9 protein-coding genes are annotated in these 13,730 nt (G+C 44.0%); all 9 read right to left on the reverse strand.

Annotation, left to right across the window (positions count from 1 at the left end; all coding sequences use genetic code 11):
- Nucleotides 1-47: 47 nt before the first annotated feature.
- Nucleotides 48-863 (reverse strand): ABC transporter permease, encoded by an 816-nt coding sequence (locus NST25_RS18145; RefSeq protein WP_076129863.1) that lies wholly within the window; start codon nucleotides 861-863, stop codon nucleotides 48-50.
- Nucleotides 864-865: 2 nt separating this feature from the next.
- On the reverse strand, nucleotides 866-1,897 hold the full coding sequence (locus NST25_RS18150) for an ATP-binding cassette domain-containing protein (RefSeq protein ID WP_340392107.1): 1,032 nt from the start codon (nucleotides 1,895-1,897) through the stop codon (nucleotides 866-868).
- Nucleotides 1,898-2,006: 109 nt separating this feature from the next.
- Nucleotides 2,007-2,339: a metalloregulator ArsR/SmtB family transcription factor gene (locus NST25_RS18155; protein ID WP_038571799.1), complete on the reverse strand. Its 333-nt coding sequence runs from the start codon at nucleotides 2,337-2,339 to the stop codon at nucleotides 2,007-2,009.
- Between the two features lies 1 nt (nucleotide 2,340).
- Entirely contained in the window at nucleotides 2,341-2,763 is a 423-nt protein-coding gene (locus tag NST25_RS18160; RefSeq protein ID WP_076129854.1) for an SRPBCC domain-containing protein, read from the reverse strand.
- Between the two features lie 213 nt (nucleotides 2,764-2,976).
- Nucleotides 2,977-8,496: a discoidin domain-containing protein gene (locus NST25_RS18165; protein WP_340392110.1), complete on the reverse strand. Its 5,520-nt coding sequence runs from the start codon at nucleotides 8,494-8,496 to the stop codon at nucleotides 2,977-2,979.
- Between the two features lie 31 nt (nucleotides 8,497-8,527).
- Entirely contained in the window at nucleotides 8,528-9,964 is a 1,437-nt protein-coding gene (locus NST25_RS18170; protein WP_340392112.1) for a glycosyl hydrolase family 28 protein, read from the reverse strand.
- 104 nt (nucleotides 9,965-10,068) lie between these two features.
- Entirely contained in the window at nucleotides 10,069-11,655 is a 1,587-nt protein-coding gene (locus NST25_RS18175; RefSeq protein ID WP_076301583.1) for an extracellular solute-binding protein, read from the reverse strand.
- 87 nt (nucleotides 11,656-11,742) lie between these two features.
- Nucleotides 11,743-12,606 carry a carbohydrate ABC transporter permease gene (locus tag NST25_RS18180; RefSeq protein WP_076129850.1) on the reverse strand — a complete coding sequence of 288 codons (864 nt, stop codon included), beginning with the start codon at nucleotides 12,604-12,606 and terminating at the stop codon, nucleotides 11,743-11,745.
- A 30-nt stretch (nucleotides 12,607-12,636) separates the two neighbouring features.
- Entirely contained in the window at nucleotides 12,637-13,611 is a 975-nt protein-coding gene (locus tag NST25_RS18185; RefSeq protein ID WP_076217808.1) for an ABC transporter permease subunit, read from the reverse strand.
- Nucleotides 13,612-13,730: the final 119 nt, after the last annotated feature.

Here is a 13,730-nt window from a genome sequence, read left to right on the forward strand (position 1 = left end):
AAAAACACAAAAAAAACGGCATTTCTGCCGCTTCTTCATCTCTCTAATTATGTCCGGCGCATATATGCACGCACAGTGATAGGTGCAAAAACCGCAACAATCACAGCGGCTCCGATAAGTGAAATAGCGAAATCCCAACCTACGGTTCCAGAGTTAGCAAGCTCACGGACAGCTGACACAAGATGCGAGATTGGATTGACTTTGACAAACCATTGCAGCCAGTTAGGCATCGTATCTACAGGCACGAAGGCGTTGGATAGAAACGTGAGTGGGAACAACACAATCATTGATATCCCTTGTACGCTGGAAGCGGTTCGCGCAATCACACCAAAGAAAGCGAAAATCCAGCTAATCGACCAGGAGCAGACAATAACCAAAAGCGCAGCAATTGCGACATGCTCCAGACCGCCATCAGGTCGGTAACCCATAATATAGCCCATGACAAAAGTAAGCACAGTAGCGATCGTATATCGAATCGTATCTGCCAACAAAGCTCCGGCTAATGGGGCTATACGGGCAATCGGCAATGACTTAAAGCGGTCAAACACCCCTTTATCCATGTCTTCCCGCAGTTGGACACCAGTGACGATGGAGGTCGTAATTACAGTCTGCACTAGAATACCAGGAATAATAACGGGCAAATAGCTCACTACATCTCCTGATATGGCTCCACCAAAAATATAAGTAAACATTAATGTGAAAATAATTGGCTGCAGCGTTACGTCGAACAATTGCTCGGGTGTGCGACGGATTTTCAATATCCCGCGATAAGCCATCGTTAACGAGTTACGAACAGATTGCTTGAAGCTCGTATGGTTTTTCAATTGTCGGGTCGCACCTGGACTAATAGTAGAAGTTCTCATACTCATGCTCTTGCTGCCTCCTTATTCATTGATTCTTGTGACGCTTGGGACGCCTCATCCGTAACTCCATGGCCAGTGATCGTCAAAAACACTTCATCAAGCGTCGGTTTCTGCACACTCATCTCTGCGAGTGGAATCCCCGCTTCGCGGAGTGCAATAAGCAAATCAGTGACTAAATCAGCATTCGCCATCGGTGCAGTAATTTTTCCAGCCTCATTCGGCACAATAGACTGGATATGCAGCACATGTTCCACAATCCGGCGCGCTTGAGCGATATCTTTAAGATTTTGGACTTTTAAGTGCAGCGAGGTGGTGCCCACTGAAGCTTTTAGCTCATCCACGGTGCCTTCTGCAACGACATGGCCATGATCAATAACTGCAATGCGATCTGCCAGCTGATCGGCTTCCTCAAGATACTGTGTAGTTAACAGCACTGTTGATCCTGTGTTCACCAACCGACGAATGGTATCCCACATTTGCGAACGTGTCCGTGGGTCCAGACCTGTTGTTGGTTCATCCAAAAAGATAAGCGGGGGCTGGGCAATCAGACTCGCTGAAAGATCCAGACGTCGGCGCATACCGCCAGAGAAATTTCGAAGCGGCCGTTTCGCCGCCTCCGTCAGACCAAACTCTTCTAACAACTCCGCTGCCTTTTGCCGCGCCTCTGCCCGCCCTAACCCTAAAAGACGTGAAAAGATAATCAGATTCTCTGTAGCACTAAGTGACTCATCCACAGAAGCATATTGTCCCGTAACCCCTATCAATTGCCGGACAATCTGCGACTCCTTTACCACATCATGCCCGAAGATTCGCGCCGACCCCGCATCCGGACGAAGTAACGTAGCCAGCATCCGAATTACCGTCGTCTTTCCTGCCCCATTGGGACCGAGAACGCCGTAAATCGTGCCTGCCTTAACGTTCAGATTTACTCCATCAACTGCGCGATTGTCACCAAACGTTTTGACGAGCCCACGCGCTTCGACGGCCCAATCTCCAGGGTTGGGCTCAATTATTTTTTTGCGTTCATTTACCATTACAATTCCTCCAACGTTTTAGTTTGTATTGTGATGGTAACTCCCTTTTATAAACTGAATTTAAACAACACAAAAAACCGGGGAGCGCGATCTCACGCCACCCGGTTTATCACTTCTCATCTGAGTCAGCCTCAACATATTCTTTAAGCGCAAACAATTTATTAGCCCAGTAACCTTCAAAAAAGGCAAGCCAATCTTGCAGCTCCAGCAAAGGTTCTGGCTGAAGCTTATACCGGGTCTCCCGTCCGACTTTCTGACTGCTAACAAGCTGCGCATCGGACAATACCTGTAAATGCTTATTAACAGCGGTTCGGCTGATCGGGTAGCAATCCGTAATAGATGCTATAGACATTTCCTTATTAGCGAGCAGCTTTAGCAGACTGCGTCGGGTAGGATCTGCTATCGCTTGAAATACATCATGTCCTGCTTCAGCAACCGGCATATTAAGCCTCGATATAAGCAGGAAGTTTTTCTTGGACGATTTTTTCCCAGCCGCTATTCATAAAGCCGCGTACGATTGGATGTGGTTGTCCAAATTCAGTAACTTTTTCAGGGTCCCATCCAGAATGAATCAAGGTAAATTCCGTTTTTCCTTCGATTTCTTTCAGTTCAAAAGCAAGATGCCAATCCTTCCCCCAATTAAAACCAACACGATTCGGAGGATCAACTTCAGTTACTTTACAAGGAGAATCTCCGAATTGTCCAGCATGCAGGATGAATTCATGCCCAACAACAGGCTCAAATGTACTAGGCATCCACCAGGCTGCCATTCCTTCTGCCGTGGCAACAGCTTTCCAAACCTTTTCTATTGGCGCATTTAGTAAAATCGTTTGACGAATTTCTTGTAAGGGTTCTTGAGTTTGCATAATAAATAGCCTCCAGCATTCATTTAATATAACACCTTTTGGGTTCGCTTTTCATTATAACACCTATAGGTGTTATGTCAATTTACAGATTTCCCTAATTCTCCGTTCGTTATTCAACGTCTCAATCCCTCAATAGTATCCTTTAACTGCTATAAAAAAAACCCTCCCTCGTTCATCCCGAAGAAGGGGCCTTCTATTACATCAGCTCTATGGTCAGTTTCTTGGCTTGACAGTTACTGTGATTTTCTCGCTAGATGTCTCGCCTGATGCATTGACTAATACCGCGTAGTATTCATATACACCTGGTGTCTTATCTTTAAGTTTCGTAACTGTCATCTGAGCCGCAGGGGTAGCCGTGCTTAGTGTCTGTGTGTCGACTACTTCTCCATTCTCATACAAACGGTACTCAGTACCATTGGTTCCCCACCACATATTCATCACAACGTCGTAAGTTCCATCCCCACTCCAGTTGTCGTGGGATACTATAGGCTTGCCCGGCGCTGCATCTGTAACAGTAAGGATTAGCGGATCGCAGGCAGTCGAACCGAAGCTGTTGACTAGCTCGCACGTGTACGTGTAGGTTCCATTTGATTTGCCCACAATATCCGTACTCATGGCTTGTGCATTCGGTGAGCTGTCCGTCAGCATCTGGGTACTGATCAGTACATCGTTTTCATAGAGCTTAAACTCGGTACCGTTGTTCCCCCACCAAAGATTCATCGTGACGGCATAGCTGCCATCTCGAAGCCCGGTGTCGTGCCCATTATTGTCAGATAACACTGGCTTTCCAGGGGCTCCACCAGCAAGCGGAGTTGTACTCTGGAGCCATTGTGACCAACGGACTAGAACCTCTGCCTGCTCAGAAGTGAACACCTGATTGCTCTGGAGATTCACTTCACTATTAAAAGCTTCCAGCAAGCTGTGAACTTCTGCGCCAGCATGCTGCTGAGCTTTTTCTTTGGCGTTAGCCAGCTGCTGCTTAAGTGAATTGGTTACGTTTTCTAAATCTGGAGCACCCGTCTCAGCTGCAAAATTTTCGGTTAATGCCGACAAGCTGTCAAATGTCGCATATACACTATACGAATGCTCTGCCAGCCCGACATTGCCCGCCGCATCCTCGGCTTTCGCAGTTACACTATGAGTTCCCGCTTCCAGCGTATACGCTTTAACATCTGCGAGCGTTGAATCACATGGCGAATAAGTGATGCCTGATACAGTATCAGCTGCACTACAGGTGATGTTTAATGTCTGCTCTATGGTATAGGAACTCTCTCCTTTAATTACCACCTGTGGTGCGGTCCGATCAATCTTCATCACAGCAGTCTTCTGCGGCTGTTCCACATTACCCTCTCTATCAACGCTCCAATAAACTAACTTATGTGTTCCTTCATTGGACAAAATAACTGAATTCCCGGTTTGCTGCTCGCCATCGTTTACTGTGAAATAGGTTGCCGCAACACCAGAGCCCGCATCTGTAGCTGTGAAGGTTACCAACGTATCCTTGTTGGTCCAACCTTGTGGCGCATCATCCGTTGTCACCGGAGCTGTTGAGTCCGCCCCTTTCACTACGCCATAAAAGCGTAATTCCGCCATGTTTCCAAACCAATTACTACTATTATAGATCCGGATATAACGATAGGCTTCTGCGTTACTAATACTTAAGGTCTGCCAATCCATCGTTTTTCCTGCAGGAGAGGAGATTGTCGTCCAGCTTGTATGATCATTCGAACCCTGAACCACAGTCCCATTGATTCGTGTAAAATAATTATCTTGCCTGGAAAGCACCTCTGCCTTGGACAGCTGGACCCTATTCCCTTCTTTAAAATCAAACGTTATAAATCCTCCATATCCACTACCATTTACCCGAAAATCCGTAATTGTGCCTGCATTTCCATCGAATAATGATCCCGCAACATTCCTGAGATCGGTGGGTGTTCTCCCACTGGAATCACTTAAATTAGTAATCGCAAGCAAATTACTAATCAACTCGGTCTCATCGGGAATGTACAGAGAGGAACCATCTGTAGTTGATGTTTTTTCCGGCCCCTCGATTCCCTCCTTTGACTTGTATTTAATACTAAAGTTCACAGGTCCAGGTTGTGCGTTATTGCCCATGACCGCTTCAGCCGTCCAATTGATCTTATCGACAGTAGCAACGGTTGCGACTTGATCCTGAATATTGACATTCACTTGGTTAATTGCATCGCTTGCTTTAAAAGACAATTTCACCGTGTCCCCAGGCACAATTCGTTTCTGGATACTTTGTTCGGAGCTAATGGACACCGCATCAAGCTTTGAATTGATTGTAACATCACCATACAAACGTAGTTCAGCCATGTTTCCATACCAGTTGTTTCCATTGGTGATGCGGATATAACGATAGGGTTCTGTGCTGTTAATCGTCAACGTCTGCCATTCCGGCGTATTTCCTGCTACATTAGAGATCGTGATCCACGTCACATTGTCATTGGAGCCTTGCACCACTGTTCCATTAATTCTGCCCGCATAATTATCTTGCCTTCCGATTACTTCTACCCTAGACAGCAATGCCTGGCCGCCTTCTTTAAAGTCAAAGGTTAGATATGCACCATAACCACTGCCATTTAAACGAAAATCAGTGATGGAACCTAAATGATTATCAAATAAAACTTTTGCTGTTGCCAAAAGATCAGCCGGATTTCTTCCACTGGAATCGATTAGGTTTGCTATCTCAAGCACATTAGCGACAAGTCCCGTCTGATCTGCAATGAATAAAGTAGAACCATCTGTTGTAAAAATAGTCTCTACTGCATCCGCTCCAGCTGCCGTTTTATAATTGATCTTAAATTTCACAATACCTGATGGAACATATTCATTCACCACAAGCTTAGCTGTCCAGTTGATATTGTCCACAGAACTGACTGCAACAGATTGACCCTGTATATGGGCCGTGGCATTATGGATCATTTCTGTAGACTTAAAGGATACTTGAATCGTATCCCCTGGTATAATTCGATTTCTTAAGCTTTGATCCGAGTGAATGGACACGGACTCTAATTGATTTACTGTCTCATACCGCTGGCCAAAGATTCTAAATTCAGCAATTTCCAGCATAGTACTCGAAGGCTTTATCATTTCCATTTTCAAAAATCGGAATTTTTCATGCTCCAGGCCTGCTTGAACCTCAAGTCTCTGCATCTCTTCAGTAACTGTTGTCAAGCCGGGGGTTAAGCGGGTCCAATTTTCTTTGTCATTCGATCCGAACATTGCAACGCCGCCAATTCTCTCCGGAAAACTAGCTCTTACCTGAAGCTCAAAGCTTTCTGCTGATATTTGAAAATCCGGTCCTAAATCCATGTAATGCGCCCGATCCTGCGCTGTATAATACCCCACAAAACTATCATTTGTGTTGTCCAGCAGGTTCGGGACAGCGTTACCAAAGGTTGAGCTAACAAACATATTCGTAAAATTAACACTTCCATCTTTCATTAATGGCGTCAATTCTTTAAGACTTTGCACTGCGAGATTCAGGTCAAATAACTTCTGATAGAAGACCTCGTCAGTGGCAGTAGTAATTACATCCATTACCTCAGCGTGCACTTGCTTATAGTAAGCTAACGTTGCCGAAATGTAAGGCACATCAACATGATAAGGAGAAATGACGGCGTTGACGGCAGATTGCCGATCATTCGCTACTACAACACTAACATCCTTGGCTGTAACCGAAGTTCCATCTGCAGCACTCACTACAAAGGAGTAGGTTCCCGCATGTGCTCCAGACCAAGAGAAAACACCTGAAGTCTCATTGAACACTGCACCCTCAGGTAACTGATCCGCTTGATAGGTAACAACATCCGTTGCACCTGCGTCTGTCGCAGAGAAATCAAATTGAATTGCAGCTGTAGATCCCTCATAGGTAAACAAAGATACTGGTGCCTTTCCTGATGTAAATACTGGAGGGGTAAGCTGTGCCCCAGCTTTTAAATTAATATGGTCAATATCGACTGTTGTTCCATTTCCTTTTACATTAAAATAGACAAGATCGCTGAAGCCTTGGAACTCATTGAACTCATACTGAATATACCTCCATTGCCCCTTTGTATCAGGCAGCGTAACGGTATCGCCAAACACCTCCATGGTTGCTATGCCATTAGTCCGAATCTTAAAAGCAATGATTCGTTCGCCACTGCTTGCACCCACAAAAGCAATTTTACTGCCCTCATCTGTTGCGGTAATTTCAACGTAAGTAGTGTCTCCTTCTTGTTTTGTGGTGGAGTGACCATCAAGCTTCGTGTACCGGTCTTCTAGTTCTCTCAAATCTGGATTCGTTATCACCTTCGGCAAATTGAGCGTACCCTCGCCCTCTGCTTCTTTAGGAATGTACAGCCAATAATCCCCGCCTCCATCCGGAGACTCCCAATAGAAAGGCAATCGCTTAGCAAACATCTCGCTAAAATAAGGAGCTTCAACCTCCATATTTATTCCAACTGTATATTTATAATAATAATAAAGGTCATAGACATTACCGCCAATTCTCCCCCTGTAACCGCCAGCCAAGTGTTTATAGATAATCGTTGGATTTCCATTTACATCTGTATGTGCCGCCACTGGAATCCAGGGTGTATCATGGCCAATCATATACTGAGCAAAGTAGTCGGCAGCTTTTAAAATCCGTTGATCTAGAAATTCATACGGACCCACCGCATTTGGCGCACTAGAAACAGTCCCCTCTACCGGATCTACCTTTGTTTCCTGAGCCAATAATAAACGTGATAAAATCTCTACATTCGTTATATCCCCAGCGCCATGCGCCTGATCTCTGCCCATTTCAACATGCTGAACTACGGGTGGATTAACTTTTTCCCCTGTTACAATATTTGTATCAACCCATCTGAATAAAGCTTTTATCGCGCCATTTTGCCCCTGATCGACAGCGGTTTTATTGACGGTAAACCATTCAACTCCCTCATTGTACCTCTCTGTATTTCCTGTAAAAATATAACCTGACATAGCTCCAAGCAGCGGATAAAGATGCTGGTTCATAAAACGATCATTTGTGTGTTGGAACGTTTCAATAACCGGATTAATAAGATTATTCGTAAAATCAGCGACATCTTTTTCCGTCCATTTCAGCTCTTCAGTTTGAGCACTTGTGTACCTTAAGATTTCCGCCGCAGTAACCATTCGATTAAGTGGAATTCCTGTATGAATATGTGCATCATTAAAATACACGTATTTCTCAGGGTCCATCTGTGACCAAATCCGGATAATATGCATGGCATTGGCTCTGTAAACCTCATCACCCGATATTACATACAATAGAGCTTGTGTATAAGCCTTCAAACCATCCGCTATAAATCTTGAATTAAAGCCCTGGCTATTAAAAGCATCGCTCGCTGGTTTCAACGGATCCGCACCACTTTGATTGTTGGAAGTGACCGTCCTTGAAGCTGCCGGAGAGAGAAGCATCTGATTATAGTAAGTGATCCAGGGTTCTTTTTGCGCCCGTACCTGTGTCCTAATATTCTCAAGAATTTCCTTAGTCAGGCCAACACCCGGATGTTTGAATCCGCTTTCATCTATAACCTCATTAATGGTAGGTTGGTAATCCGTAATTATCGACAGCTCTGTCGATTCTACTGCGGCTCCTTCTGCCGATAAAGGCACTAGCGTTACCAACAAACTTAAGGAAACTGTGATCCTAACAATACGTTTAAGCGATTTTCCAAAGAGTAGCTCTTTAAATGAATTCATTGTTCTCCTCCATTCATTTACATCCTCTGATTTAATGCAAATAAAAACCGCTGGCAAATTCATTCACTACAAAATGTTTGTTATTCAGGTCGACAATAACCTCTCCATTAATCTGAAGATTATAAAAATAAATATCCTTCACACCTCTTTCCTCGTCATAGCCGAATATACGGGAAGGATTGATATTCTTCCCATTGTAGGTGATATCGCTAAACTCTATATTTTCGATACATCGTCCTGGCACCGGATTATAGGTTTTATTCCACACCACGCGGACATCAAACAGCTGCCCCAGTTCAAAATCCTCCACCCGGATATTTTTGAAAGTAACCTTACGAACGGTATTGTTGTCCCCTGCACAGATTGCCATAACCCCCCAATAATTTTCCTGCGGCTCGTGATGCTCAAGCACATCGATATTTTCAAACCAAATATTTTCTATAAAATCGCCATTATGTTGGTGATCACCATGAATACCGACATGCATGGCATGAGCAACGTCCGCCCAGAGTATGGAATCTTTAACCGTGATATGGCGTGAGTCTCCATAATACTCTCCACGGCTGCCGTAAATGGCAATGCAATCATCAGAAGTTCTCAAGAACACATCTTTAATATCCACATTTGAGCTAGCCATCATATCAATTCCATCACACCAGCCGCGTGTACTGAAAGCTTTGAAGTTATGAATGCGGATATGCTTAGACGCTCCGATATATATACTGTAATGCGGAGGATCAAGCGTGATGATCCCTTCGATCTCAATCTGTTCAGAATGCTGGATTTGAACGCCTCTTAAATAAGTGGTTTTCTCCATATCCGCTAAATACAGAACACCTCTGCCGCGAACAACAACATTCTCAGCATGGTCAATCATTATGGATCCGCAAAGGATCGCGCCTCCGGCAATATAAACTGTGGTCCCAGAAGGGATATGCAGCATTGGATTCTCGAATTGATGAAGCCCGGGCATAAAATATATCGTCTGACGCTCCCCATTAGCCCTTTCTGACAAATGCTGAACTTGTTCTGCGATAGCCGCAAATTGATGTATTCCTGGTTGGACAAGCACTACATTATCATCGTCAAGTTTAGGTGGGGCTGTCTCCAAGGGGTTGGCAAAAAGATGCAAGTTACTAAAACGTTCTCCATTGATTTCAATGGAAAGCTTACACGGGTGCTCCAATGTGAACAAAAGGGTATTCTCTTCGATTTGAAAGGGAATATGGGTTGCCAAAGGGCGAATAACCGCTTGTTCAATCTGCCTGTTATTACAATGAACAGAGACCTCCACCGTGCCTTCCATATCAAAATAAACCATCGATGTCGATCGAACCTGATGCATATCCACCTTTGCTTCAAAAACAAACAGTGCTTGCCATAACCCACCAGGCTCTCGTACACTCACTGTAAAATCGTCTTTCCTCAGGGCTTCATTCGGCTGCTCATAAATAATTAATTCGCTCATTTCTACCTCCGTTATCTTAGAATCAACTCACTTAAGGGTTTAATAAATAGGCTGGAGCAAGCTTTTGCTCCAGCCTATCATCCAGTACTAATCAGCGAACCCTGCTATTTACGATCTGCCAGCACTTTATTTACCTCATCCGTTACTTCCTGGCCTCCGGCCTTTAGCCAGCTATCCTTGAAATTATCAAAATCTTTACCCGTGTTCGCTTCTCCTGTAATTGCTTTGATAACAAACGTATCTTGCAACGTCTTCAGATTGCCCCAATACTTGGGTTTGCTTGTTAATACGGCTGGTCCCAGTACATCTAGCAATGGTGTAACACCTGGAGTGATCTTGTCTCTCAAATCTAGCAATTCTTGTTTTACCGTATGTTTTTCCATTGAAGTGTCTGTGGAGCTAAGTGGATTATAGAAATTGCCCGCTCCCATCTTCGGAGCACTAACCTCTTCATCCGCTTTTGGAATGGCAAGGTCCCCTTCCATATCATAGCTCACACCCAATTGACCGAAACCTGTCAGCAGAAAACCTTCGGAATCCGTAGACACATATTCGAGAATTTCCATAATCTTATGACGTTTCTTCTCATCCTTTTCGAGTTGAACACCGAACAATACTGGCGCCTGTCTTGCACCATACGCGAAAGAATAAGCAACGCCATCTGGAGCTGTAAATGGCTTGCCAGGCACGAATATTTGACCTTTCTCTAGACCAGGTTTTGCGACAAACCCAGATTCTTTATAAAAATTGCCCCACTTCCCGTTATCCACCATACCCACTTTTTGGTCAGCAAATTTAATATTGATTTCGTTATTATCACTAGTTATGAATTCAGGATCAATCAGACCTGCTTTGTACCATTTGCTCAATAACGCCAATGCTGATCGCGTCTCTTCTGTAATGCCTCCATAAACTACGTTCCCGGAAGCATCCTTCTTGAACTGATAAGGGGAAACAGCAAATGCTGAGAAGACACTTGTGAACAATTGCTCTGGAAGCTTGCCGCGGCCGATTAAGCCGTAAGTATCCTTCTTCCCATTTTTGTCCGGATCTTCATTAACAAATTTGGTGAGTACATCCTCAAGCTCTTCCAGGGTCTTTGGAGGTTCTGAGTAGCCAATATTTTTCAGCCAGGCTTCATTATAGCCCGGAATAAATCCATCAAGACCACCTGGCCAAATTTTCGGGATCCCCCAGTTTTTTTCGTTGTATAAGCCTACGCCCCATGCCCCGGAATCAACCGAATCCAATGCTGCTGCATATTTCGGCATCAGGGATTCAATTTCAGCCTTATCAATCGTCGCAATAATCCCTTGATCTGCCCATTGCACCATATCCGTTTCGTTTGCATCGACCGGGAAGATATCAGGAATATCTCCAGAAGCTAGAAGCACTGAAAATTGTTCTTTCCAAGTTCCACGTTCCAATTTAATATTTTTGATTTTTACATTAAATTTCTTCTCGAGCTCGGTTTGCACATAGTTACCGTCTTCTTCTGGCGTATTAAAGTTGTTCGCCCAAATAATTTCAATCGGAGCTTCAGCTGCTGATGCACCCCCTTGACCTTGATTCGTCGCCTTCGCTTCGTTAGTGCTATTATTCGCCGCATTCCCGCCGCAACCACTCATGACAAGTGAAGCCGATAGGGCTATCGCAGCAATTTCCAACCATTTCTTGGATGTATGCCTCATATTCTTTTATTTCCTCCCTTTTTTTGTTCATCTATATATTTAGACAGCCCGCGGATATAGCGGACTGTTTAAACCGTTCTAAGCCTTCTAACCCTTAAGTGATCCAACCATAATTCCTTTGACGAAGAAACGTTGCAGGAATGGATAGATCATTAATATAGGCAGCGCTGTAAACATAATAATAGCCGCTTTGACCATTTCAGGAGCCTGCTCATTGGTAGGAAGTGGTAACATCGGATCTCCTTCGGCTGAAATAACAAGCCGTCTTAAGAAAAGCTGCAGTACAATCTTTGATTGATCCTGCATATACAACATTGCATCAAACCAAGCGTTCCAGTGCCCTACTGCAGTCCATAGGGCTAATGTTGCTAGAACAGGCTTCGACAGCGGAATAACAATCGTAAATAAGATCCGCATATCATTAGCCCCATCTATTTTAGCTGAATCCTCCAGTTCCTCCGGTATACCCATAAAGAAATTTCGCAGGAGCAGAAGATTAAACGTGCTGAGCAGGCCGGGGACAATATAAACCCATAACGAATTTATAAGTCCCAGACTTTTGATTAGCAGATAGGTAGGGATAAGCCCGCCGCCAAAAAACATCGTTACGACAATGAACATTGTATAAAATCCCCGGTGCGGCAAATATTTACGAGATAGCGGATATGCTCCCAGTGACAGAAACACGAGTGTCAGAACTGTTCCTACAACTGTGCGGAAAACCGTATTCCCCATCGTTTGCCAGACCGTATCTGTTGTCAGTACACGCTTCCAAGCAAAGAAGGAAACTTCTTTGGGATAGAAATGAATTCCCGGCCGTAGTGCTTCCGCAGGGGTGCTAAACGATATAGAGAGCACATGCAAGAAGGGATAAATCATCGTAATACAAAGAATGATTACAAATAGGATTAGAAAGACTTGGAATACTTTTTCACCAGTGGATAGCTTCAATTGTAGTTACTCCTTCCTTACATTCATTCATTAATAAAGACCTTCCTGCCCCATTTTTTTCGTTATGAAGTTAGCAAATAACACCAGGATAAGACCCACCACATTTTTAAATAATCCAACAGCCGTCGTTAGACTGAACTGAAAGTTTTGCAGACCTATCCGGTACACATAAGTATCTAACGTATCCGCCACCCCATATACAGCTGGTGAATAAAGTGTTAAGACTTGATCGAAGCCAGCATCCAGCACACTCCCTACCCGAAGAATAAGCAGAATAGCAATCACCGGCAGGATCGAAGGAATGGTGATAAATAACGTTTGTTTCCAGCGATTGGCTCCGTCCAGAACTGCAGCTTCGTACATTTGGGAATCGATGCTTGCTAATGCTGCTAAGTATATAATCGTTCCCCAGCCGATTTCCTTCCATATTCCTGACATAACGAGCGTAAAGCGGAAATATTTCTCGCTGCCTAAAAAGTAAATGGGATCAAAGCCGAGCCACTGAATAATATAATTGACCACACCGGAATTCGGAGATAACAAAGCGATCAATATCCCCCCAATAACGATCCAGGATAAGAAATGGGGTAAATAGGATATCGTCTGTGCAACCTTCTTGAAGAAGGAAAACCTAAGTTCGTTAAATAACAGAGCCAATATGATCGGTGCAGGAAAACCAAAAATGATATGGTAAAAACTGATAATAAGTGTGTTCTTAATGATTTTCAAAAAGTCGGGTGAAGCTGTGAACAAATATTCGAAATGCTTTAAGCCGACCCAAGGACTTCCCCAAATTCCATCACGAATAAAATAATCTTTAAAAGCCAGTTGAATGCCATACATCGGGCCATAAGCAAATACGGTATACCAGATGATCACGGGAGCTAGTAATAAGAATAAATATTTGTTTTTTTTGTATTGGCGCCAAGTATGTGTCCACCTCGAGACTTTCGGCTTAAGATTCTCTCCCTGTTTTTGAATGCCAGCAGTGCTTGCCGGGTTCATAGTTGTTTTCTCCTTCCGAATACGATTTTGCGTTAAGACTGTGTCTGAACACCCCTTACGTTAGGGCATTGTAAGCGCTTTTTCTATTGTAAATTCATTAAAATCAGTAAATTATCTTC

It is taken from the genome of Paenibacillus sp. FSL E2-0190 (genome assembly GCF_037992965.1).
Taxonomy (GTDB): domain Bacteria; phylum Bacillota; class Bacilli; order Paenibacillales; family Paenibacillaceae; genus Paenibacillus_AQ; species Paenibacillus_AQ odorifer.